Below are 22,871 nucleotides of genomic sequence, written 5' to 3'. Positions count from 1 at the left end.
GACGGACTGCACATGCACGACACCCAAACCAATGAACACGCTTTCGCAGAAGCAGTGCGCCGCAACCAGGCGGCCCTGCGCGCGGCGCTCAACACCCATTACGACTTCATCGTCTGCGGCGCAGGCTCGTCGGGCTGCGTCGTCGCGGCGCGCCTGGCCGCCAATCCGGACGTACAGGTTTTGCTGCTGGAAGCGGGCAGTAGCGACGACGTCGCCAGCGTCATCGATCCGGCCCAGTGGCCGCTCAACCTGGGGTCCGAGCGCGACTGGGGCTTCATGGCCGAGCCCAACCCGCACCTGGGCGGCCGTGCGCTGCCGATGAACATGGGCAGGGTGCTCGGTGGCGGCTCCAGCATCAACGTGATGCTGTGGGCGCGCGGGCACCGCAGCGACTGGAATTATTTCGCCGCGCAGGCCGGCAACGACGCGTGGAACTACGAATCCGTACTGAAGATCTACCGCCGCATCGAAGACTGGCACGGCCCGCTCGATCCCGAGCGGCGCGGGCAGGGCGGCCCGGTGTACGTGGCCCCGGCCCACGCGCCGCAGCCTGCCGCGACGCTCATGCTCGAGGCGGCGCGTTCGCTGGGCGTGCCTACCTTCGACAGCCCGAATGGCGCCATGATGGAAGCCGACGGCGGCGCCGCCATCAACGACCTGCGCATCCGCGACGGCAAGCGGCTGTCGGTGTTCCGCTCCTACACTTACCCGCGGATGGCGCAGCCGAACCTGACGGTGCTGACCGGCGCCCTGGTCTCGAAGCTGTCCTTCGATGGCCGCACGGTGACCGGCGTCGAGGCCCTGGTCGACGGACAGCCGCACTGGTTCGGCGCTACCCGCGAAGTGATCCTGTCGCTAGGCGCGGTGAACACGCCCAAGGTCTTGATGCAGTCGGGGATCGGTCCCGAGCAGGAACTCGGACGGCACGGGATTACCGTGCGCCAGCACCTGCCGGGCGTGGGCCAGAACCACCAGGACCACGTGTCCTTCGGCTGCATCTGGGAGTATGCCGAGCCCCAGCAGGTGGGCAATGGCGGGTCCGAAGCGACGCTGTACTGGAAGAGCGATCCCGCGCTGGACGCGCCCGACATGCTGCATTGCCAGGTCGAGTTCCCGGTGCCGAGCGCCGAGACCGCGGCGCGCGGCGTGCCGGCCCACGGTTGGACCATGTTCGCCGGCCTGGCGCACCCCAAGAGCCGCGGCGAGCTGCTGCTGTCTGGACCCGGTGTGCACGATGCGATCATCATCCGCGCCAATACGCTGTCCGATCCCGAGGACATGCAGGCGGCGCTGGCCAGCGTCGAGATGTGCCGGGCGCTGGGCAATGCCAGTGCGTTCGGGCGGCTGGTAAAAGGCGAGTCCATGCCCGGCAAGCTTGGCCGCGAGCAGATGCAGGCCTGGGTACGCAGCGCCGCGGTGACCTACTGGCACCAGTCCTGTACCGCCAAGATGGGCCGCGACGCCATGTCGGTGGTCGACGCCAGCCTACAGGTGTACGGCATCGATAAGCTGCGGATAGCCGATGCCTCGATCATGCCGCGCATCACCACAGGCAACACGATGGCGCCTTGCGTGGTCATCGGCGAACGCGCGGCGGACCTGATCAAGACCAGACACGGGCTATAAGCAGGCCGGGCGACGCCGGGCCCCGGTCTTGCCCGGCGCGGACTTCTCCATTACAGTGCAAAAATGCAACTAGACCACACTGTCACCGTCGAGGAAGCTGTCCAGTTATTGGCCATGGTGGGCGACCTGAGCATGGGCCAGCCGACCGACGGCTCGATCCGCTCGGCTCGCCTGGCCGAGCGGCTTGCGCTGGCTGATGGTGCGGAGGAGGGGGCCTGCGCCCATGCGCGGCTGGTGACCCTGCTGCGCTGGTCCGGCTGCACTGCCAACGCCAGCGGTTTTTCCGCCTTGCTGGGCGACGACGTGGGTGGGCGCGACGCCATGCTCACGCACACCCTGCCGCCCGGCACCCGAATGAGTTTTACCAGCGTCGCGCCGCTCGCCCGCATCCATTGCGAAGTGTCGGGCGCCATCGCCGAGGCGGTGGGCTTGCCGCCGGAAGTCGAAACCGGTCTGCGCCGCGTGTGGGAGCACCATGACGGCGGCGGCATGCCGGAACGCCTGGCCGCGCCACACATCCCGCGCCTGGTGTATTACGTCAACCTGGGCAGCGACCTCGAGATCCTGGCGCGCGCCCACGGCATCGACGAGGCGCTGCGCCTGATCGCCGCGCGCTCGGATAAAAAATATCCTGCCGCGCTGGTGCGCCTGCTGGCAGTGCATGCCCGGGAGTGGCTCGACGCGAACGACGCGCCGCCTTGCCCGGCACCCGTCCCGGCGCTGGCCGCGCGCGTGCCCTTGAGCATCGTGGCCGACATGATCGAGCTGAAGCTGCCCTGGCTGCTCGGCTATTCGCGCCGGGTGGCCGACCTGGCCGAGCGCGCTGCGTTGATGGCAGGCCTGCCGCCGGCCCAGCAGCATTGCCTGGGACGCGCGGCCCTCCTCCACGGGATCGGCCGCGCGGCCGTGCCGAACGCCATCTGGCAGCATAGCGGCAAGCTCGGTGCGGCAGACTGGGAGAAGCTGCGCCTGGTGCCCTACTGGACTGCGCGAGCTGGCGTCCAGGTTCCGTCGCTGCGGGCAGAGGCTGCACTTGCCTCGCATGTCTACGAGCGGCTCGATGGCAGCGGCTACTACCGCGACCTCGATGCCGATACGCTCACCATGCCGCAGCGGATCCTGGCCGCGGCAGCAGCGTATGCGGCCCTGCGCATGCCGCGCCCCTGGCGCCCGGCCTTCACGGCGCCGGAGGCGGCGGCAGTGCTGGCGGCAGAGGCCGCGGCGGGCCGCTTCGACCTGCAGGCCGTGAACGCGGCCTTGGGGGCGGCGGACGGCACCCGCCTCGACGCAGGTGACACTGCGGCAAAGCGCAAGTCGCTGCTGTCCGAGCGCGAGACGGCGGTGCTGCGCCGTCTCAGCCTCGGCGAAAGCAACAAGGAAGTGGCGCGCGAATTGAAGATCAGTCCGTCGACGGTGCGCACCCATGTCGAGAGCATTTTCCGCAAACTGGGGTGCTCGACCAGGACGGCGGCAACGCTCAAGGGCCTCACGCTCGGGTTCATCTAGCATGGCGGCCGCGTCCGGACCTGCTGTAAGATCTGTACGTCATCGTGGAGGCATGGGTGGCCCGGCCGGGCGGCAAGGTCGCGCGGCTTTCCACTTGACGAACCGAACCTGGCTACTGAAAGATTGACCTTCCCATGATCATTTCTTCCGCCACCGATTTCCGCGAAGCCGCCCGCCGCCGCCTCCCCCCATTCCTGTTCCACTACCTGGATGGCGGCGCCGGCGCCGAGCAAACCCTGCGCGCCAATGTCGACGACCTGCAAGCCGTCAGGCTGCGGCAAAAGGTGCTGCGCGGCTCGTCCCAGCTCGACCTCACAACAAACTGGTTCGGCCAACACTACGCGCTCCCCATTGCCCTGGCCCCCATCGGCCTGACCGGCATGTTCGCCCGCCGCGGTGAAGTCCAGGCAGTGCGCGCGGCCTGCCACAAAAACATCCCCTTCATCCAGTCCACCGTCTCGGTCTGCCCGCTATCCGAAGTCGCAGCCCATGCCTCGAAACCCATCTGGTTCCAGCTCTACGTCCTGAAAGACCGCGCCTTCATGCGCGACGTGATGCGCCGCGCCTGGGAGCTGGGCGCGACCACCCTGGTCTTCACGGTCGACATGCCCGTCCCCGGCAACCGTTACCGCGACGCCCACAGTGGCATGAGCGGCCCGAACGGCCCGTTGCGCCGCATGGTGCAGGCGATGCTGCATCCGCGCTGGGCCTGGGATGTCGGCCTGCACGGACGTCCGCACGACCTCGGGAATATCTCGGCCTACCGCGGTCACGCCACCGGCCTGGAAGACTACATCGGCTGGCTGGGCGAGAACTTCGACCCCGACATCGCCTGGCAAGACTTGCAGTGGATCCGCGATGAGTGGAAGGGCACACTGATCCTCAAGGGCATCCTCGATGCCGAGGATGCCGGCGCAGCTTTAAACTTCGGCGCCGACGGCATCGTGGTCTCCAACCACGGCGGCCGCCAGTTAGATGGCGCCTTGTCCACCGCCCAGGCGCTGCCCTCGATCGCCGACGCTGTGAAAGGGAAGATGACGATCTTCGCCGACGGCGGCGTGCGCACCGGCACCGACGTGTTCCGCATGCTGGCCCTCGGCGCCGATGGCGTGCTGCTGGGGCGCGCCTTCGTCTATGCGCTGGCGGCGCAGGGGCAGGCAGGCGTCGAGAAGCTGCTGGCGATCCTGGAAAAGGACCTGCGCACCAACATGGTCCTCACCGGCGTGAAGTCGGTCCGGGAGATCGGCCCCCACCTGCTGGCGCGGTAAGAGCATTGGGTGCGTCGCTCAGGAATGACCCGGAAACATATTCTTGACACAACATTAAAACGATAAGATCCTGAGTAAGTACTACGTAAGCAATCCGTAAGGAAACAGGCACATTCTCCAAATAGATGTGCCGGCGTCGTATCGAGGAGGGGTCATTTTCTCGAAGCCAGAATTTGTGCGTGTATCGATTCAGTCCATGTAATTAAAAACTAGACAGGAGACATGAGCATGAAGAAGGGTGACAAGGAGTCGAATCAATCAGCAGCAGGTCGTCGTAAATTCCTGGGTAGCGCAGCAGCCGGCACCGCCGGCGCCACGCTGGCCTTCCCGATGATCGCCAATGCGCAGACGCCCAAGCAGATGCGCTTCCAGAGTACCTGGCCAAGCAAGGACATCTTCCACGAGTACGCGCTGGACTTCGCCAAGAAGGTCAACGACATGACCGGCGGCGAACTGAAAATCGAGGTGCTGCCGGCCGGCGCCGTTGTTCCCGCCTTCGGCCTGCTGGACGCCGTCTCCAAGGGTACGCTCGATGGCGGCCATGGCGTCATGGGCTACAACTACGGCAAGCAGAGCGCCATCGCGCTGTGGACCTCGGGCCCGGCCTTCGGCATGGATGCCAACATGGTCCTCGCCTGGCACAAGTACGGGGGCGGCAAGCAACTGCTGGCCGAGCTGTATAACGGGATCGGCGCCAACGTCGTTTCCTTCCTCACCGGGCCAATGCCCACCCAGCCGCTGGGCTGGTTCAAGAAACCGATCAGCAAGGTCGAAGACCTGAAGGGCATGAAGTTCCGCACCAATGGCCTGGCGATCGATTTGTTCACGGCCATGGGCGCGGCGGTCAATGCGCTGCCGGGCGGCGAGATCGTGCCGGCCATGGACCGCGGGCTGCTGGATGGCGCAGAATTTAATAACGCCAGCTCCGACCGGCTGCTCGGCTTCCCCGATGTGTCGAAGATCTGCATGCTGCAAAGCTTCCACCAGAGCTCAGAGACTTTCGAGATCACCTTCAACAAGACGAAGTACGACGCGCTGCCGGCCAAGATGAAGTCGGTCATCGAGAATGCGGTCGAAGCGGCATCGTCCGACATGTCCTGGAAAGCGGTCGACCGCTATTCCAAGGACTACCGCGACATGCAGGCCAAGGACGGCGTCAAGTTCTACAAGACGCCGGACGCGATCCTGCAGCAGCAGCTTGCCATCTGGGACCAGGTGGTGGCCAAGAAGGGCGCCGACAATCCGCTCTTCAAGAAAGTGGAGGCGTCGATGCGCGCCTTCGCCGAGCGCGCGATGAAGTGGGACATGGACACCAACAACCCGCGCCGCATGGCCTACAACCACTACTTCGGTCGCAAGGCGCCCCCGCCAAAGAAGGCGTAAGGACGTCTTCAGCTTCATGCGCGCCACCCCCGTCTAAGCCGAGGGTGGCGCTTTTTTGGCGACCGGGAGCAGCTCCATGCAGAACGTTTTATTTTTCATCGACCGTATCAGCAGTGGGGTCGGCCAGGCCTTTTCCTGGCTGATCGTGGCGCTCACCTTCCTCATCACCTGGGAAGTGTTTTCACGCTACGCCTTCAACAACCCCAACCCCTGGGCCTTCGACCTGATGATCATGATGTACGGCGCCGCCTTCATGATGGCCGGCGCCTATACGCTGGCCAAGAACGGCCACGTGCGCGGCGACGTGCTGTACAGCTTCTTCCCGCCGCGCCTGCAGGCCGGGCTGGACCTGTTGCTGTACATCGTCTTCTTCATTCCCGGCGTGGTCGCCCTGTGCTGGGCCGGCTACACCTATGCCGCCGAGTCCTTCGCCATCCGCGAGCATTCCACGCTCACCGCCAACGGCCCGCCGCTGTATCCCTTCAAGATGGTGATCCCTTTCGCCGGCATCCTTCTGCTGCTGCAGGGCTTCGTCGAGATCGTGCGCTGCGTGGTCTGCCTGCGTAATGGAGCCTGGCCCGCGCGCGAGCCCGATGTCGAGGAGGTCGACGTCGACAAACTGAAAGCCATGGTGCGTGTGGACGAGGGGAGGGCGACATGAGGAAGGAAATCTGGTTCGGACTGTCCATCCTGCTGGCCATCGTTGTCGGCCTGTTCGTATTGATGCCGGCGCCGGCCGACATGACCAACGGCCACCTGGGCCTGTTGATGCTGGCGCTGGTGGTGGTCGCCATCATGCTCGGCTTCCCGACCGCGTTCACGCTGATGGGCATGGGCATGATGTTCGCGTGGTTCGCCTTCCACAGCAGTGACCCCAGCCAGGCCACCCAGCTCACGCTCGACCTGATGGTGCAGCGCGCCTATTCGGTGATGGCCAACGACGTGCTGATCTCGATCCCGCTCTTCATCTTCATGGGCTACCTGGTCGAGCGCGCGAACCTGATCGAGCGGCTGTTCAAAAGCCTGCATATCGCCATGGCGCGCGTGCCGGGATCGCTGGCCGTGGCCACCATCGTCACCTGCGCCATCTTCGCCACCGCCACCGGCATCGTCGGCGCGGTGGTCACGCTCATGGGGCTGCTCGCGCTGCCGGCCATGCTCAAGGCCGGCTACAGCACGCAATTGTCGGCTGGCTGCATCACGGCAGGTGGCTGCCTGGGCATCCTGATCCCGCCCTCGGTGCTCTTGATCGTTTATGGCGCAACGGCCGGCGTCTCGGTGGTCAAGCTGTATGCGGGGGCCCTCTTCCCGGGGATCATGCTGGCCGGCCTGTACGTGGCCTATGTGGTGATTGTCGCCAAGCTGAAACCTGCCTGGGCGCCGCCGCTGCCTGCCGCCGAGCGGATCGTCGCGCTGCCCGAGTACACGCAGGCGATTCCGGGCGCCTATCACAAGGGCGCGGTGCCCGGCCTGATGCGCGCGATCAAGGGCCCGCTCGCGGCCAATGTCCCGAGCCGCACCCTGATGTCGAACCTGTTCGTCGCCTTGCTGCCGGCGCTCGCCTTTGCCGCCATCATGGGCGTGAGCTACCGGATGGCAACGGCGCCGGAAGCCGCGCCCACCGAGTTGGTCGAGATGGGTGCCCAGCAGGACGTCGATGCCTCGTCGAGCGGCGACAGCGGCGGTCTGCAGGAGCCGCCCGCCGAAGGCAGCCTGGCCGAGCCGCCAAGTGAAGGCGCGCTGGCAGCGCCGCCGGTGGAGGGCGCCGCCACGCCGCCGGTGGTATCCGCACCGTCCGCCCCCGCCGGCCCCGAGGCCATGGAGGCGGCTTCCAGAATCCCGGCCCAGGAGCCGCTTGCCAAGCCGGCGTCGAATACCTTCTGGATCGTGCTGGCGGTGGGTGCCGCCGCCATGCTTCTCTTCTATATCTTCTTCAGCTTTGCGCGGCTCGAGATTTTCAAGATGCTGCTCGGGTCCTTGTTCCCGCTGGCGATCATGATCCTGGCGGTGTTGGGAAGCATCGTGTTCGGGCTGGCCACGCCTACCGAGGCGGCGGCGATGGGCGCCTTTGGTGGCCTGATTTTGGCAATCGCCTACCGCAGGTTCAACTTCAACCTACTGCGCGAGTCGGCCCACCTGGCCACCAAGACCACGGCGATGGTGTGCTGGCTGTTCGTCGGCTCGAGCATCTTCTCGGCCGCGTTTGCGCTGCTGGGCGGACAGGAAATCATCAACGCCTGGGTGCTGGGGATGAACCTGACCCCGGTGCAGTTCATGCTGCTGGCGCAGGTGATCATTTTCCTGCTCGGCTGGCCGCTCGAGTGGACCGAGATCATCGTCATCTTCATGCCGATCTTCGTACCGCTGCTGGCCCACTTCAATATCGACCCGCTGTTCTTCGGGCTGCTGGTGGCGATGAATTTGCAGACCGCCTTCCTGTCGCCGCCGGTGGCGATGTCGGCGTTCTACCTGAAGGGCGTTGCGCCGCCGCACGTGACCCTGAACCAGATCTTCATGGGCATGCTGCCGTTCATGGCGATCCAGGTGCTGGGGATCGTGTTGCTGTATGCCTTCCCGGCGATCGGTCTGTGGCTGCCGAGCGTGTTGTACAAATAAGATCAGAGTTACCCCGTAGGGTGGGCAATTCGTAGTTCAGGCCACTGGCCTGAACTACCTTGCCCACGCGTTCAACCCGAATATGTGCAGCCATCGCGCGTATTCATACGATGTTTGAACGCGCGGGCGGGAGACCCGCCCACCCTACGAGTCCCCGTAGCATCCGCGTATCGCACGCATCGCACTCCAACACCCACCGTTATTCATTTCCCGAATGACCGACATATCGTTTGGTCGTCTTACATTGCGCTGCAACATGCGTAATAATAAGTGGCTATACCCAGCAGTACCATCCACGTTCCCGTATTTTGGTATCGCGAGTGCCATCTCCCGGCACTGTGGCAGCCACTCTGAGAACCATGAGGAAAATGAATCACCGTCTCCTGTCCGGCTCGCTGTCTTCGCCTTGCACCACGGACGCCGTGCGTGCGTCTCCCTTTGCTGCATCGGCGGTGCAATGATGCAGGGTACCTTGCCATCTCCAGCCGTGCAGGCCAACCGTCCCGTGTCCGTCAAGCCGCATACCTTCCTGGATGACCTCTACGGCATTGCCGTGGGCGTGCTGTTTGTCGTCATGGGTGTCCTGCTGCTGCAGGCTGCGGGGCTGATCACGGGCGGCGTGGCCGGTATTTCGCTGCTGCTTTCCTATACCAGCGGCTATTCGGTCGGCCTGCTGTTCATGTTCATCAACCTGCCGTTCTTCCTGTTCGGCTACCTGTTCATGGGCGCGCGCTTCACCATCAAGTCGCTCGCCGTCAGCGTGCTGATCATGGCGATGCTCAAGCTCGTGCCTTACGGTTTGGTCATTGGTCACGTGAACCCGATGCTGGCCGCCCTGGGCGGCGGCACTTTCTGCGGCATGGGCATCCTGGCCCTGGCGCGCCATGGCGCGGGCGTGGGCGGCACCGGTATCGTCACGCTCTGGCTGCAGAAGAAGTACGCCATCAATGCCGGCCGCACCCAGGTGCTGATCGACGCCGTCATCCTGCTGCTGGCGCTGCTGATCGTGACGCCGGAACTGGTCGGCTGGTCTTCGCTGAGCGCGATCGCCATGAGCAGCATGGTCATGGCCTGGCACCGCCCGGGCCGCTACTTCGGCAACTGAATCCGTTTTTCATGGGGCGCGCATCATCCGGTCGGTATCCCCGGCGGCGAACCGGCGTTGCCGTGTTGTAAATACGACGAATCTAGCCTGTGAGGCAACAGTTGATGCTCATTTGTATTTATTCCTAGATAGGAAGCTTGTTACAATGTGCGACAATTGAAATCTCAAAGTTAATTTTTCGTCCATGAATAGCTTCTTCGGTAAACTGCGACTGTCCAGTTTGATGACACTGGCCGTCTGCGCAACGGTGGCCCTGACCGTCGCCTTGCAGCTGACGCTGGTGAGTCATTTCGCGGTGCGCCAATCGTCCGAAGAAGCCGAGCTGCGCCTCCAGCAGCTGTCGTGGCAGATGCGCGATTCGCTCAACCGCGTGATCGAGCAGGCCATCGGCGACGCCAAACTCCTGACCCAGCTGCCCCAGGTGCGGCACGCGCAGAATCCGGAAGAAGCCCGCACCGTGCTGGAAAGCCTGCAGCGCACTTTCCCCGATTACGCCTGGATCGGCATTGCCGACATCGACGGCGCCGTGACGGCATCGACCGGGCGCATGCTGGAAGGCGCCAACGTGGGCAAGCGTCCCTGGTTCCTGGCCGGCATCCAGGGCGTGCATGCCACCGACTACCATCCCGCCGTGCTGCTCGAAAAAATCCTGCCGAAGACGCCCGACCCCTGGCGCTTCGTGGACGTCTCCGGCCCGATCCTCGACCGCAGCGGCAAGCCGGTCGGCGTGCTGGGCATGCACCTGAGCTGGGAATGGGCACGCCGCCACGCGCGCACCCTGCTCACGCCGGCGCTGCGCGAGTATGGCGCCGAGATCCTCGTCATCCGCGACGACGGCACCGTCATGCTCGGCCCGCAGTCGCTGGTCGAACGCAAAGTCAACACCACCAGCTTGCGCCTGGCGCAGAAGGGCATGACGGGGTCGCTGCGCGAAGTGTGGCCGGACGGGCGCGCCTACCTGACCGGCTACAGCCAGACCGGCGACATGCTCGACCCGTCCTCGCTGCGCTGGACCGTGCTGGTGCGGCAGACCGAAGACAGGGCACTGGAAAGCGCGGTCGACCTGAAGCAGCGCATGCTGGGCTGGAGCGCGCTGCTGGGCATGGTGCTGGCCGTCGCGGCGGTGCTGCTCGCGCGCCGCCTGACGCGCCCGATGGCGGTGCTGCGCGAAGCGATCGAACGGGTGACGGCGGCTACCGATGCCGGCAAGGAGCCGCCGCCGATTCCCCAGATCGACGGCTTCCTCGAAGCGCAGATTTTATCGAGCACCATGCGCGACCTGGTGCGCAGCGAAACCGCGCACCGCGAGGCGCTGATCGCCCTGAACGAGCGGCTCGAGGCCACCGTGGCCGAACGCACGGCGGAACTGCAGGCGCTGTTGCTGCGCGACGTGCTCACCGGCCTGCCGAACCGGCGTGCGCTGCTCGAGGCGCTGCCCGAGACCATGAGCCGCGCGCGCCGCGTAGGGCGCCCGAGTGCATTGCTGTTCCTCGACATGGACGGCTTCAAGGCCGTCAACGACAACCATGGCCACGAAGAGGGCGACGAACTGCTGCGCCAGTTCGGCCAGCGCCTGGTGCAGGGGGTCCGCAAGACCGACATGGTGGCGCGCCTGGCCGGCGACGAATTCGTCGTGGTGCTGGAAATGCTGACCGACGCAGCGCACGCCGAAGACACGGCGCGCAAGCTGCTGGCGCGTATGAAGGAAGCCTTCGTGCTGCGCACCGCCACGGTGACGGTTGGCGCCAGCATCGGCGTGGCGCTGCACGGGGCGGAAGATGCGCCGGACCTGGATGCCTGGCTGGCACGTGCGGACCACGCGATGTATGCGGTCAAGCGGACCGGGAAGAATGGGGTTGCGCTGGCGGCATCGGCTTAGATGGCCGGAGGCCGCATTAAATCTGCCGGAATAAACGCGTAGGGTGGTCGGGTCCCCCGACCGCGCGTTCAACTCTGGCATGCACCGTGGCGACACATGATCAGGTTGAACGCGCGGTCGGCAGAGCCGACCACCCTACGAAAACCTTTCGACGCCGCGCACCGCCTTACCTCCACACGTCACTTCACCGGCGCATCAATCACGTACTCCCACGCCCCCAGCGAGCGTTTCGCCCCGCCACCCGGCACGCTGTACTGCTGCGTCGCCCCCGACAAATTGACCGTCACCCGCACCCGGTTGCCGTCCTTCTCGCGCCGGAACGCGAACACCTTGTCGTTGCCCGTCTCCAGCACCTGCGCGGGGCCGCCATACTGCCCGTTCCACAGCGCGCGGTTGTCGTGCTTGAGCTTGAGCAGCCCGGTATAGAAGGGGGCCAGCGGATAGCCTTTCCACTCGATCGGGTCCTTCTCGAAGAATTCGATGCGCTTGTCCAGGCCCGCTTCCTGGCCGCCGTAAATCAGTGGCATGCCGGGCAGGGTTGCCGCCAGCACGGCCATGGCCTTGAAGGCCGGGCCGTAGTGCTCCTTGTCGCTGCCGTGCCATGAATTCTCGTCGTGGTTGCTGGTGAAGCGCATGCGGTAAGCGTGGTCCGGATAGGCCAGCGGCGGCTTTTCCAGCAGGGTGCGCAGGGCTTTCGCATCGGCCTTGCCCTTGGCGATGTCCTTGAAGATGGTCACCGTGTCCCAGCCATAGGTCATGTCGAAGGCCTTGTTGTGCAACTCGGGCTGCCAGGCCTCGGCCAGCATGAAGACCGGCTTGATTTTCTCCAGCTCGACCCGGGTCTGTTCCCAGAAGGCGGTCGGCACCTTGGCCGCAACGTCGGCGCGGAAGCCGTCGATGCCGGTTTCGCGCACCCAGAAGGCCATCGCATCGGTCATGCCTTTCCACAGGCCCGGCTGCTTCCAGTCCAGGCCGGTGACGTCGGTCCAGTATTCCGGCTCCGCGCCTTCGGTGTACGTCACCGGGAAGATCTCGCCCTTGGCGTCCTTCAGGTACCAGTCCTTGTGCTGGACGGTCCAGGGATGGTCGAAGGCGGTGTGGTTGGCGACCCAGTCAACGATGACGCGCATGCCCATGCCCTGGGCCTGCTTCACGAGGCGCTTGAAGTCGTCCATCGTGCCGAATTCCGGGTTGACGGCGGTGTAGTCGCGTACCGCGTAGTAGCTGCCGAGCGTGCCCTTGCGGTTCTTGACGCCGATCGGCTGCACCGGCATCAGCCACAGCACGTCCACGCCCATCTTGCGGAGGCGCGGCAGGTGCGCGGCGAAGGCGTTGAACGTGCCTTCTTTCGTATATTGGCGAATGTTGACTTCGTAGATGTTCGCATTTTTCGACCAGGCAACATGCTGCATCGGCACAGGAGCGGCCTGCTGCTGGGCCAGCGAGGGCAGGGGAGCCAGGGCGGCGCACAGCGCCAGCGCCAGGGTCGGGAGGGAAAAGGCTGCTGGTTTCATCGGTCTCCTCAAGTTTTGTGAAAGTCTCTTGTGTCCACTCATTCTACGGTGTAGAACAAACCATGGCTGGCCAAAGTTCTGCTCAGCCCCGCACGCTGCACCGGTTTTACCTGCCTGGTGCTGTTTTATGTGCGTTATTAGACAGATCAGTTCGTCGAAGAAGTGGATAACGAAGCTTCAGAGAGGGAATGACGCCATGAAGATGTCCATAGTCGCATGCGCCGTACTCGGAGCGAGTGCGGCTTGCGCCTCGGCCCAGAATGCTGACGCACCCGATGGGAGCGCAGGCGCCGGGGTTGTCAGGGAAGCTGCTTGCACCAGTGGGTGCACGTCGCCGCCTGCAGAGGTTGGCAGCAAGAACGTGCCTGTAAAGAGCGGGCTGGAAACTGCCGGGAATATCCCGAGCGATGCGCCGGCCATCTTCATGCTGGAGACGGCGCAGGAGGCGGAAGCGCGCCGCGCAGGCGAAGCATCCGTGTTGACCGTCGGACGCCAGTACACCGTGGACTTCACGACGCTGAACGACGTGGGCGACCCCTTCCACGGCGGCCTGGCCGGCAATGGCAGCGGGGCCGCAGGCGCGCGCCGCACCGACGACAGCGTCAACTACCAGGGCAGGTACAGCAACTTCATGGCCGGTTCATCCTGGGGCAAGGGCGACATCGACGGTTCGCCGTCCGGACGCGCCTGGGGCATGACGGTCGGCGTCAACGCCGGCCCGTTCACGATCCGCGCGGCGCACCAGAACCGCAACGTCGCCAAGATTACCCGCTACGACCAGACCGGCATCAGCATGGCGGCCAAGAATTCCATCATCGCGGCCAACATGCGGCTCGGCTGGGGCACGGCCTACGCGGCCTACAGCGCCAACCGCGGCTGGGGCAGTTCGCCGCTGTTCAATCCGGACAATCCCTACGGCGCCGGCGTCATCACCACGACGCAATCGACCAACAGCCGCGACGTGCTGGCCGGCGTCGCAGTGCCGCTCGGCCACGCCACCACGCTGCTCGCATCCTTCATCCGCAAGAACGACCGCGATCCGGCCAACCGCGACGCGCGCCAGGTGGCGGTCGGCGCGACCTATGCGGTGTCGCGCCGGATGGATTTCTATGCGGCCTATTCGCATATCCGCCATACCAGCGGCCTGCCCGAGGTCGGCATCCGGCCGGGTGGTGGCGGTGCGATCAACGTCGGGATGCGGCGCGGTTTCTGAGTACGGCCAGCTGGAATGCGCCAGCCGTGCGCGGCGACGCCATGTTGCAAAAAACGGTAGCCTGAGGGTACGGCTAATTTACGTTTTGGAGGCAGTATGACAGGCAGCAGCACACTTGATCCGGACAACTTCCCGGAAGGCCCGGACCGCAGTCTCGGCAAGGGACATGGCATCGGCGCCCTCGGCCCCAGCGATATTTCCGACACCGGCAGCGACGTCGTAGGCGGCCCCGGCTTTGCCGATGCGCTCGACCCGGACCAGATCCTCGACTTCGACGGTGGCACCACCTCGGACATGGAAGCCAGTCACGCCGACGGCACCGCCGGTCCCGATGTAGGCGACGCCGACTTCTCGGGCGACAGCGACATGGGTGGCACCGGCGAACGCGCGGCAGCTGGCCGCGATGCAGTGGCGAAGGACGGCGCCGACATCGACACCGACCAGATCATCTCCATCCCCGACCTGCCGCTGACCGAGGAGGACACCGATTTCCTATCGACCCAGCCGCCGGGTCAGCGTAAAGGCGGCAAATAAGGCGCCGCCGCCCACCAGGGCGGTCATCAACGGCGACGAGCGCAGCGTGGTCCTGGTATAGATGCTGCGCTCGTGTACTTTCTGCGGCATGCCCTGGCGCTGGCGCAGTTCGCTCGATGGGTCAGGCTTGTACAGCGCATCCTTCCGGTTCGGCGCGGTCGGGCGATCCGACTTCTGCTGCTTGAACATGGTGGCGTTCATGTAGCGGTCGAACAAAGCGGGCATGGCTTTCGAGCCCGCCGAGATCATCTTGGCGGCGCCGCCGGCAAAGATGTCGCGCTTCGGGTGTTCGGCGCAATACAAAATCGCGTCGGCCACCACTTCCGGTGCGTAGACCGGCGCCGGCAGGGCCGGTTCCATCTCCATGTAATTGCGCGCGTGCACCGCGAACATCGTGTCGATCGCGGCCGGCTTCACCAGCGTGACCTGAAGCGGCGCGCCTTCCTTTTCCAGTTCCATGCGCAGCGCGTCGGTGAAGCCCTTCACCGCATGCTTCGATGAGGCATACATGCCCTGCAGCGGGATCGAGCGCTCCGACACTTCGCTGCCCACGTTGATGATGGCGCCGCCGCCGCGATGCTTCATGCGGCGCACCGCTTCGAGCGAACCGTTGACGGTGCCCCAGAAATTGGTCTGGAACAGGCGGTGGTGGTCTTCCGGCTTGACTTCTTCGAGGCGGCCGAAGACCGAGATGCCGGCATTGTTGACCCAGGTGTCGATGCGGCCGAAGCGCTCGATGGCTTTTGCGCCGATGCGTTCGACGTCGCCGATCTCGCCGACGTCGGCGGCCACGGTTTCCACCTGCACGCCCTTGCCGCGCATTTCGCTGGCCAGTTCGTCGAGCACATCCCTGCTGCGCGCCGCGAGTACGAGGCGCGCGCCGCGTTCGGCCGCCATGCGCGCGGTGGTCAGCCCGATGCCGCTGGTGGCGCCAGTGATGACCATGACCTGGTCGTGGAGTTTCCGGAGTCTGATTGCCATGTCGTGATCCTTTTCAAGTGGGTGAAGAGGACTGCCCGCGGCGTCCAGCCGCAGGGGCAGGCCAGGATTGGTGAACGATTGCCATCCTAGCCCGGCTGGGGAAAACGGGGTTCTCGGTTGGGGATGCCTGAGTTGTCTTAACCCGTAGGGTGGGCAGGTTTCCTGCCCACGCGTTCAATCACCACGTGAATTCCCGGCCAAATGATATTGGACGCGCCTCAATGTGTGATTGGACAAACCAAAAACGCAAAAGGGCCCGACGTGAGGGTCGGGCCATGCGGGCACTGTTTGAACGCGTGGGCAGAATCTGCCCACCCTACGGGCTAACGTAATGCAACGTTCTCGATCCTGTTTACGCCTTTACTTCCCCGGCGCGTAAATCTGGTCGAACAAGCCGCCATCCGCGAAGTGCGCCTTCTGCGCCTGCGTCCAGCCACCGAGCTCGGTGATCGGGAACAGCTTGATGTTCGGGAATTGCGACGCGTACTTTTTCGCGTAGCGGGCGACCACAGGGCGGTAGTAGTTCTTGGCGACGATTTCCTGGCCTTCGTCGCTGTACAGGAACTCGAGATAGGCCTGCGCCACCGGGCGGGTGCCGCGCTTGTCGACGGTCTTGTCGACCACGGCCACCGGCGGTTCGGCCAGGATGCTGAGCGAAGGTGCGACGATCTCGAACTTGCCCGGGCCCAGTTCGCGCAGGGCGAGCAGGGCTTCGTTTTCCCAGGCCAGCAGCACGTCGCCGATACCGCGTTCGACGAAGGTGGTGGTGGCGCCGCGCGCGCCCGAATCGAGCACCGGAACGTTTCTATACAGCTTGCCCAGGAAATCCTTGGCCGTGGCTGGCGAACCTCCCGGCTGGCGCAGGGCATAGCCATAGGCCGCCAGGTGGTTCCAGCGTGCGCCACCCGAGGTCTTCGGGTTCGGGGTGATCACGGCAACGCCCGGCTTGACCAGGTCGCCCCAGTCGCGGATGCCTTTCGGGTTGCCCTTGCGGACCAGGAACACGATGGTCGAGGTGTAGGGCGAGCTGCGGTGTGCGAGGCGTTGCTGCCAGCCTTGCGCGATCAGGCCTTTTTCGCTGATGGCATCGATGTCGTAGGCCAGCGCCAGCGTGACCACGTCGGCCGGCAGTCCGTCGATGACGGCGCGCGCCTGCTTGCCCGAGCCGCCGTGCGACTGTTTCACGGTGACGCTGTCGCCGGTCTTCGCTTTCCAGTGGCGGGCGAAGGCGGCGTCGACATCTTGGTATAGTTCACGGGTCGGGTCGTACGACACGTTGAGCAGCGTAACGTCCGCGGCAAGGGCTGGCGTTGCAGCCAGCAGCGGTGCCAGCAGCGCAGTTGCGGCCAGCGAGTGCAGGAAAGTTTTGCGAAGCATGTCGTTCTTTCAGAGGGCAGTTTGGAGCTTGTAGACTACGGCTCAGTTCCCCCTGAAGGAACGAATTTATTCGCTTAACAATATGCGGATTTTAATTCGTCCGCGAATTCGTTCGCATTTCCTGCGAGTTGGTGCAACTTAGTGCGCCTTCGACAGGATCAGCAGCCAGCGGCGGAACAGCAGGATTTCAACGTGGCCAGCTTCGACGCCGGTGTCGCATTCGATGACCGGGTTGACAGCGTAGAAGCGCTTGCGGAAATCGCGGGTGATCAGGAGTTCACGCTGGCCGATGCGCAGCATAAAAGGGATAGGGGCATATTCCAGGCCAAAGGAGCTGTTCAGAGTGGTCATGGTGTGCTTTCCTTTTATTAGATTCGTTGGAGTAACTAAAGAATACCATAACTACTGTATGAATCCACAGTTACTGTTCGGATGTACAGTAAATTTTTATTTCTGTAGCTTTTTCGCTAACTGGCCTTATATCAAGGCGTATGCCGACCAAAATTCCACCCAGACTCCATCGCTTTGCCGCCAACCGCTTCTCGCCTGAAGGCGAATACGGCCTGCACCTTACGCTCGGCGTGGCAATGCTCATCATCGCCACTGCTGTCTTTGCCCAGCTCGCCGATGCCGTCGTCGCCGGTGCGCCGCTGACCCGGCTCGACGTGGAAGTGGCCAACTGGCTGCATGCGCACGCCCGCGCCAACAGCGGCCTGCGCGGGTTCCTGATGGCGGTGACGCACGTGCACAGCACCCCCGGCATATTGATCCTTGCGCTGGTGGCAGGCACCTGGCTGTACCGCCGCGGCCACCGCTACTGGCTGGTCGCGCTGGCCAGCGCCGTCCCGGGCGGGCTGGTGCTGAACGTGCTGCTGAAGCACACTTTCGAACGCGCCCGCCCGCATTTCGCCGAGCCGCTGCTCCAGCTGACTACCTACAGTTTCCCCAGCGGGCACGCGATGGCGGCCACCGTGCTGTATGGCTTCATCGCCTGCTACGCCTCGCGCCATGCGCGCAGCTGGCCGGGCAGGGTGCTGCCTTTCGTGCTGGCCGCGCTCATGGTGGCGACGGTCGCGTTCTCAAGGATGTATCTTGGAGTCCATTATCTGTCTGACGTGCTGGCTGCAACCGCCGAAGGCTGCGGCTGGCTGGCGATCTGCATCGCCGGCGCCACGACCCTGAGCCGGCGCAGCCGAGCGCGGGCACGGCGCGAAGGGGAGCCGGTCGAACCCCGGGATATTTGACTATTGAGGAAAACGGATGCGCACACTCGTACACTTGTCGGACCTGCACTTCGGGCGCGTCGACCATACCCTGCTCGATCCCCTGCGCACGCTGATCGAGCGAATCGATCCGGACGTGCTGGTGGTGTCCGGCGACCTGACCCAGCGCGCCAAGGCCGAACAGTTCGAGGAAGCGCGGGCCTTCCTGGATACCTTGCCGGGGCCGCAGATCATCGTGCCGGGCAACCATGACATTTCGCTGTACAACGTGTTCCGCCGCTTCGTGAAGCCGCTGGCGCGCTACAAGCGCTACATCACCGACGACCTCGACCCGGTGTATATCGACGACGAGATCGCCGTGGTGGGCGTGAACACGGCGCGCTCGCTGACCATCAAGGATGGCCGGGTGAGCAGCGAGCAGCTCGCGGTGGTTCGCCAGCAGCTGGCCGGCGTACCGGCCTCGGTGACGCGCATCGTGGTCGGCCACCACCCCTTCGACCTGCCCGACCATTTCGAGGAGCGCGACCTGGTGGACCGCGCGCCGAGGGCAATGAAGGCTTTCGCGGAAAGCGGCGTCGATATCCTGATGGGGGGCCACATGCACGCCAGCCACGCGGGCAGCACGGCGGGGCGCTACCAGATCAGCGAATACGCTGCGCTGGTGATCCAGGCCGGCACCGCCACCTCGACCCGCGGGCGCGGCGAAGTCAATTCATTCAATGTGGTGCGGGTGGAGTCGGAGAAGGTCGAGATCGACCGGTACGGGTGGGACGTGGTGCACAGCCATTTCGAACTGGTCGACACCGACAAGTTCATGCGCGCCGGGAATGTGTGGACGGCGCATAACGATGGGTTGATGGCGGCGGGCTTGTGACGGTTTGGTAGGGTGGGCGGGTCTTCCCGCCCGCGCGTTCAACGATCGTATGAGTATTGATTGGCGTTCGTGGTCCGCGACCGTGATTTGAACGCGCGGGCGGCAAAGCCGCCCACCCTACGATGCACGACATAGCCGCCGTTAGCGAACTACGGCTCCGTTCAAATCAAATCCAGTATTCCGCCAGCCGCCCCATCCACTCACGGAAGCGATCCTTCCACGGCCGGTACTGCCACTGCTCCAGCGTGATCTCTTTCGAGTCGCGCAAATCTTCATTGAATGCGCTCTCCATGTCGCGCCCGAAGGCCGGATCGAGCACCACCACGTTCAGCTCGTAGTTATGAATAAAACTGCGGCGGTCGATGTTGGCCGAGCCGATGGTCGACCAGATGCCGTCGATGACCGCGGTCTTCGCATGCAGCACCGCCACCTGCAGCTGGAAGATCTTCACGCCGCCGCTGAGCAGCTGGTCGTAGAAGGCCTGACCGGCGTACTTGATCAGGTCGTGGTCCGACACCCCCGGCAGCACCAGCTTGACGTCCACGCCGCGCTTGGCCGCGGCGATCAGGGCATCGACGATCTGCTGGTCGGGCACGAAATACGCCGAAGTGATGTGGATCGATTTCTTCGACTCGTTCATCGCGATCATCAGCGACTTGTAGATTTCCGAATCGCGGTCCGGCGTCGTGGCCAGCACGCGCAGCACCTTGTCGCCGACCGGGGCCAGGCGCGGGAAGTAGTCGACCTGCGGCAGTTCGCCCGCGTCCTGGCGCACCCAGTTGTCGATGAAGGCCCACTGCAGCGTGGCGACGGCCGGGCCTTCGATGCGGATGTGCGTGTCGCGCCAGCCCACCTTCTTGCTGTCGGCCGTGCTGGCCTTCTTCTTCGAGCGGAACAGCGAGCTGTTGGCATAGGTCTCGCTGATGTTGATGCCGCCGGTGAAGCCGACCTTGCCGTCCACGATCATGATCTTGCGGTGGTCGCGGTTGTTCAGCTGCCAGTTGCCGGGACGCTTGGTCGGATCAACCGGGTTGAAGATCACTACCTGGATGCCGGCCGCGCGCAGGCGCTCGAAGAATTCCTTGGGGGTGGCCAGGGTGCCGACGCCGTCGGCCATGATGTTCACCACCACGCCTTCGCGCCGCTTGGCGATCAGCACGTCCGCAAACTCCAGGCCCACCGGGTCCTGGTCGAAGATATAGGTCTCGAGGTTGATCGAGGTCTTTGCATTGCGCGCCGCATCCATCATGTCGCGCATGGTGGCCGGGCCGTCGAACAGCAGGGTCACCTTGTTGCCCGGGATGAGGGGGGCGCCGGTGGCCTGCTCCTCGAGCACGGCCAGCTGCTTGAGGTCGGCCGTTGCGTTCGACCAGCGCTTGGACAGCAGTTGCGAGGCCTGCTTGGCGTCGAGCATGCCGCGCTGGGTCGCCACCGAGGGTGTTCGCTTGATCGGCGCGTCCGGCAGGGAGTCGGCATTGGGCAGGCTCTTGCACGACGCGATCACGCAGACGAAGGCCAGTAAGCCGAGGAAGCTGGTCAGGCGCTTGTTTTTCATTTCGGTTCTCTCACGATGAGTTCGCTGCGTTGGTCGATGCGTGGTGCTGCACTTGTTTCGATACTGACGGGAAGATCTTTCGGGCCGAGGAAAAAGTCGACCGGCGAGGTGAGCAGGTGCCGGCCCAGGGCCTGCAGCAGCAGGATGCCGCGCTTGAAGCGCACCTTGCGGGCGCGCATCGCCACCCACAGGGCCAGGCCGAAGCTGACGACCAGGTTGACGGCGCCGATCAGCGCCACCCCGGCCGCGGCATTCACCATGGCTTCGGTCGACATCCGGTAATCGAGGCCGACCAGCGAGGTGGCGAAATTGGCCGTCGAGAAGGTCACGTGGCGGATGTCGAGCGGGAGCCCCAGCAGGTAGCCGATGGTGCCGGTCATGCCGAGCATGAAGCCGAAGAAGAAGTTACCCATCAGGCCGCCGAGGTTGTCCTCGACATACTCGGCGAAGCGGCCCAGGCGCGCCTCGCCCATCAGGCGGCGCAGGCCGCGCAGCTGGCGCACGCGCTGGCCCATGCGGGTGTACAGCGCCTTGTTATCGTAATAGCCCGAGATCAGGCCGGCCACGAACAGCCAGACCCCGGCGATCGCCGCGTAGAACAGGGCAGGGCCATGGAAGGGATCGATGTCGGCCAGCAGGTGGTGGGCCTTGGCCGGGTCGACCATGTGCTGGCCGCTGATGGCCTTGTAGCCGACCGCGATCGCCCAGGCCACCGGGAAGGCCAGCACCACGTTGCCGAGCACGGCCACGATCTGGGTGCGGAACACCTTGTTGACCAGGATGGCCAGGCTGTCGACATTGAGCCCGCGCCCGTTGTCGGCCTGCTGCAGCGAGGCCGCGATGTGCTGGGCGGTCATGGCCGGCTGCTTGGTGGCCACCGTAAAGTGCAGCACGTAGATCAGGATGAAGCCGAGCGAATAGTTCATGCTGAACAGGAAGGCCTCGACCAGCGGCGCGGTGCGCAGGTAGCCCAGCATGATCTTGAACATCGCCATGAAGCCGACGATGAAGCCGGCGCCGGCCGCGGCCACAAACATCTGGCGCAGGGCGCGCCGGGTGTCCGCCACATAATGCTCGCCGGTGCGGCTGGCGTTCTCGGTGACGTTGCGGGCCAGCAGGTCGACGTTGTCGCGCATCAGGCCGCGCACCTGGTATTTGGTGTTGTGCGCCTCGATCAGTTCTTCGGCCAGCGCGATCGCGGCCAGGCGGCGGTCGCTCGCGACCACCCCTTCATGGGTGGCGACCGAATCGGCGACGGCGTCCAGGTCCACGCCCGGCGCCGACGGCAGCTCGCCGCTCACGTCCACCAGGTAGAGCAGCTTGTGCAGGCGGTCGATACTCTGCTGCAGCGCCACCAGCAGATAGGTCAGCGCCACGCTGGTGCCGGTGCTTTGCGCGCCGCGCCGGATCTTGAGCACGACTTCCTCGCACTGGTCCAGCATCACCAAGAGGTGGCGAGCCGGTTCCGGTCCGCTGGTCTTGCCGTCGAGGTAGCGCGCGTATTCGTCGAGGTAGTGGTTGACCTCGATGTTCTGCATCAGGAAGGGCGAGTCGAAGTGTTCGATCTCGCTGTAGCTGTGCACCAGGCGCGGCTCCAGGCCCAGCGCGCAGATGCGGCAGGACAGGGTGCGGATCGCATCCAGGATGCCCATCACGGTGACATAGCGCGCGCGGTCCGGGGGGGCCGGTCCGCCGATGCGGTCCAGCGGCGGCGGCGCGTCGGCGATCACGTCGAACAGTTCCATCCAGTCGGCGTTCGGCACCGCGCGGATCCATTCGTAGTCGTTCTCGGCATACAGCACCTGGTTCAGCGCATCCGACAGGTAGAGGTCATTCAGGGCCGGCGGCAGGAAGCGGTAGGTGATGCGGCGCTTGAGTTCGGTGACGAAACCGTCGTTCGACAGGATGCCGATGTCGCTGTACAGGCTGGTATGCCGGCGCTTCTCGAGCAGCACCGTGATGTAGTGGCGCAGCGCCCAGGCCTGTGCCGGATTTCCCTTCAGCAGCTGGGTCAGCGTACGGACAGCCTGGGCGGGATCGTCCGGCTTTTGCCATACCCAGCGGTGACGCGGGCGCAGGCAATCGACCAGGCCGACCAGCAGGTCGATGCGGTCGCTGGCGGGATCGATCCGTTCAAGAATGTCGAGCATGGGCAATGATGACTTTGAAAGCCCTAGTGTACGCGAGTCGTCAGGGAAACTTTGTTCGCCACCGAAC

18 protein-coding genes are annotated in these 22,871 nt (G+C 64.7%); 12 read left to right on the top strand and 6 right to left on the bottom strand.

The annotated features are described in order from the left end of the window. Window positions 1–12: 12 nt before the first annotated feature. The 8 genes from HGB41_RS11595 to HGB41_RS11560 all read left to right on the top strand — a co-directional run bounded on the left by HGB41_RS11595 (window position 13) and on the right by HGB41_RS11560 (window position 11,383). Entirely contained in the window at window positions 13–1,626 is a 1,614-nt protein-coding gene (locus tag HGB41_RS11595) for a GMC family oxidoreductase (protein ID WP_171084377.1), read from the top strand. A gap of 63 nt (window positions 1,627–1,689) precedes the next feature. Continuing rightward, the gene (locus HGB41_RS11590; RefSeq protein WP_171084375.1) at window positions 1,690–3,132 is read left to right on the top strand and encodes an HD domain-containing phosphohydrolase; all 1,443 of its coding nucleotides are present in this window, start codon (window positions 1,690–1,692) and stop codon (window positions 3,130–3,132) included. A 134-nt stretch (window positions 3,133–3,266) separates the two neighbouring features. Beyond that, window positions 3,267–4,400 (top strand): FMN-dependent L-lactate dehydrogenase LldD, encoded by a 1,134-nt coding sequence (gene lldD, locus HGB41_RS11585; protein WP_171084373.1) that lies wholly within the window; start codon window positions 3,267–3,269, stop codon window positions 4,398–4,400. A 228-nt stretch (window positions 4,401–4,628) separates the two neighbouring features. Further along, on the top strand, window positions 4,629–5,783 hold the full coding sequence (locus HGB41_RS11580; RefSeq protein ID WP_212760908.1) for a TRAP transporter substrate-binding protein: 1,155 nt from the start codon (window positions 4,629–4,631) through the stop codon (window positions 5,781–5,783). A gap of 76 nt (window positions 5,784–5,859) precedes the next feature. After that, complete coding sequence (locus HGB41_RS11575; RefSeq protein ID WP_171084369.1) at window positions 5,860–6,444, top strand: TRAP transporter small permease subunit; 585 nt, start codon at window positions 5,860–5,862, stop codon at window positions 6,442–6,444. Continuing rightward, a complete protein-coding gene (locus tag HGB41_RS11570) occupies window positions 6,441–8,399 on the top strand; it encodes a TRAP transporter large permease subunit (RefSeq protein WP_171084367.1) in 1,959 nt (652 codons plus the stop codon). Before HGB41_RS11575 ends, HGB41_RS11570 begins: the two co-directional genes overlap by 4 nt. Window positions 8,400–8,871: 472 nt before the next feature. Further along, complete coding sequence (locus HGB41_RS11565; RefSeq protein WP_229422975.1) at window positions 8,872–9,504, top strand: YitT family protein; 633 nt, start codon at window positions 8,872–8,874, stop codon at window positions 9,502–9,504. Window positions 9,505–9,688: 184 nt separating this feature from the next. Beyond that, window positions 9,689–11,383, top strand: a complete 1,695-nt coding sequence (locus HGB41_RS11560) for a sensor domain-containing diguanylate cyclase (protein WP_171084363.1) — start codon at window positions 9,689–9,691, stop codon at window positions 11,381–11,383. Between the two features lie 179 nt (window positions 11,384–11,562). On the opposite strand, the gene HGB41_RS11555 is transcribed toward HGB41_RS11560, so the two are convergent. After that, complete coding sequence (locus tag HGB41_RS11555; protein WP_171084361.1) at window positions 11,563–12,897, bottom strand: alpha-amylase family glycosyl hydrolase; 1,335 nt, start codon at window positions 12,895–12,897, stop codon at window positions 11,563–11,565. Between the two features lie 196 nt (window positions 12,898–13,093). Between HGB41_RS11555 and HGB41_RS11550 the strand changes: the two genes are divergently transcribed. Together HGB41_RS11550 and HGB41_RS11545 are read left to right on the top strand one after the other, a co-directional pair. After that, window positions 13,094–14,110, top strand: coding sequence for a porin (locus HGB41_RS11550; protein ID WP_171084359.1), 1,017 nt, complete (start codon window positions 13,094–13,096; stop codon window positions 14,108–14,110). Between the two features lie 96 nt (window positions 14,111–14,206). Continuing rightward, on the top strand, window positions 14,207–14,644 hold the full coding sequence (locus HGB41_RS11545) for a hypothetical protein (RefSeq protein WP_171084357.1): 438 nt from the start codon (window positions 14,207–14,209) through the stop codon (window positions 14,642–14,644). On the opposite strand, the gene HGB41_RS11540 is transcribed toward HGB41_RS11545, so the two are convergent. From HGB41_RS11540 to HGB41_RS11530, 3 genes are all read right to left on the bottom strand, one after another. Next, window positions 14,603–15,625 carry an SDR family oxidoreductase gene (locus HGB41_RS11540; protein ID WP_171084354.1) on the bottom strand — a complete coding sequence of 341 codons (1,023 nt, stop codon included), beginning with the start codon at window positions 15,623–15,625 and terminating at the stop codon, window positions 14,603–14,605. The genes HGB41_RS11545 and HGB41_RS11540 overlap by 42 nt on opposite strands. Before the next feature lie 360 nt (window positions 15,626–15,985). Further along, the gene (locus tag HGB41_RS11535) at window positions 15,986–17,002 is read right to left on the bottom strand and encodes a sulfate ABC transporter substrate-binding protein (protein ID WP_171084352.1); all 1,017 of its coding nucleotides are present in this window, start codon (window positions 17,000–17,002) and stop codon (window positions 15,986–15,988) included. A gap of 138 nt (window positions 17,003–17,140) precedes the next feature. Further along, window positions 17,141–17,353 carry a hypothetical protein gene (locus tag HGB41_RS11530; RefSeq protein ID WP_171084350.1) on the bottom strand — a complete coding sequence of 71 codons (213 nt, stop codon included), beginning with the start codon at window positions 17,351–17,353 and terminating at the stop codon, window positions 17,141–17,143. Between the two features lie 140 nt (window positions 17,354–17,493). On the opposite strand from HGB41_RS11530, the gene HGB41_RS11525 reads away from it, so the two are divergent. Then, window positions 17,494–18,246, top strand: coding sequence for a phosphatase PAP2 family protein (locus HGB41_RS11525; protein WP_171084349.1), 753 nt, complete (start codon window positions 17,494–17,496; stop codon window positions 18,244–18,246). A 16-nt stretch (window positions 18,247–18,262) separates the two neighbouring features. Continuing rightward, complete coding sequence (locus tag HGB41_RS11520) at window positions 18,263–19,099, top strand: metallophosphoesterase family protein (protein ID WP_171084347.1); 837 nt, start codon at window positions 18,263–18,265, stop codon at window positions 19,097–19,099. A 166-nt stretch (window positions 19,100–19,265) separates the two neighbouring features. Here HGB41_RS11520 and cls read toward each other — a convergent pair whose 3' ends face one another. Further along, window positions 19,266–20,654: a cardiolipin synthase gene (gene cls, locus HGB41_RS11515; protein ID WP_171084345.1), complete on the bottom strand. Its 1,389-nt coding sequence runs from the start codon at window positions 20,652–20,654 to the stop codon at window positions 19,266–19,268. Further along, a complete protein-coding gene (locus tag HGB41_RS11510; RefSeq protein WP_171084343.1) occupies window positions 20,651–22,804 on the bottom strand; it encodes a site-specific recombinase in 2,154 nt (717 codons plus the stop codon). The genes cls and HGB41_RS11510 overlap by 4 nt, the downstream gene beginning before the upstream one ends. Between the last annotated feature and the right edge of the window lie 67 nt (window positions 22,805–22,871).

Origin of the sequence: Telluria aromaticivorans, from assembly GCF_013003915.1 — a bacterium.
In the GTDB taxonomy this organism is placed as follows: domain Bacteria; phylum Pseudomonadota; class Gammaproteobacteria; order Burkholderiales; family Burkholderiaceae_D; genus Telluria; species Telluria aromaticivorans.
The sequence above is the reverse complement of the archived record's forward strand: the minus strand, read 5'-3'. Positions and strand labels throughout refer to the sequence as shown.

What these genes read in the sequence shown, in the direction of transcription:
- HGB41_RS11595 (WP_171084377.1), top strand. Translation starts at nt 13, where the DNA reads ATGCACGACACCCAAACCAATGAACACGCTTTCGCAGAAGCAGTGCGC.
- HGB41_RS11590 (WP_171084375.1), top strand. Translation starts at nt 1,690, where the DNA reads ATGCAACTAGACCACACTGTCACCGTCGAGGAAGCTGTCCAGTTATTG.
- lldD (WP_171084373.1), top strand. Translation starts at nt 3,267, where the DNA reads ATGATCATTTCTTCCGCCACCGATTTCCGCGAAGCCGCCCGCCGCCGC.
- HGB41_RS11580 (WP_212760908.1), top strand. Translation starts at nt 4,629, where the DNA reads ATGAAGAAGGGTGACAAGGAGTCGAATCAATCAGCAGCAGGTCGTCGT.
- HGB41_RS11575 (WP_171084369.1), top strand. Translation starts at nt 5,860, where the DNA reads ATGCAGAACGTTTTATTTTTCATCGACCGTATCAGCAGTGGGGTCGGC.
- HGB41_RS11570 (WP_171084367.1), top strand. Translation starts at nt 6,441, where the DNA reads ATGAGGAAGGAAATCTGGTTCGGACTGTCCATCCTGCTGGCCATCGTT.
- HGB41_RS11560 (WP_171084363.1), top strand. Translation starts at nt 9,689, where the DNA reads ATGAATAGCTTCTTCGGTAAACTGCGACTGTCCAGTTTGATGACACTG.
- HGB41_RS11555 (WP_171084361.1), bottom strand. Translation starts at nt 12,897, where the DNA reads ATGAAACCAGCAGCCTTTTCCCTCCCGACCCTGGCGCTGGCGCTGTGC.
- HGB41_RS11550 (WP_171084359.1), top strand. Translation starts at nt 13,094, where the DNA reads ATGAAGATGTCCATAGTCGCATGCGCCGTACTCGGAGCGAGTGCGGCT.
- HGB41_RS11545 (WP_171084357.1), top strand. Translation starts at nt 14,207, where the DNA reads ATGACAGGCAGCAGCACACTTGATCCGGACAACTTCCCGGAAGGCCCG.
- HGB41_RS11540 (WP_171084354.1), bottom strand. Translation starts at nt 15,625, where the DNA reads ATGGCAATCAGACTCCGGAAACTCCACGACCAGGTCATGGTCATCACT.
- HGB41_RS11535 (WP_171084352.1), bottom strand. Translation starts at nt 17,002, where the DNA reads ATGCTTCGCAAAACTTTCCTGCACTCGCTGGCCGCAACTGCGCTGCTG.
- HGB41_RS11530 (WP_171084350.1), bottom strand. Translation starts at nt 17,353, where the DNA reads ATGACCACTCTGAACAGCTCCTTTGGCCTGGAATATGCCCCTATCCCT.
- HGB41_RS11525 (WP_171084349.1), top strand. Translation starts at nt 17,494, where the DNA reads ATGCCGACCAAAATTCCACCCAGACTCCATCGCTTTGCCGCCAACCGC.
- HGB41_RS11520 (WP_171084347.1), top strand. Translation starts at nt 18,263, where the DNA reads ATGCGCACACTCGTACACTTGTCGGACCTGCACTTCGGGCGCGTCGAC.
- cls (WP_171084345.1), bottom strand. Translation starts at nt 20,654, where the DNA reads ATGAAAAACAAGCGCCTGACCAGCTTCCTCGGCTTACTGGCCTTCGTC.
- HGB41_RS11510 (WP_171084343.1), bottom strand. Translation starts at nt 22,804, where the DNA reads ATGCTCGACATTCTTGAACGGATCGATCCCGCCAGCGACCGCATCGAC.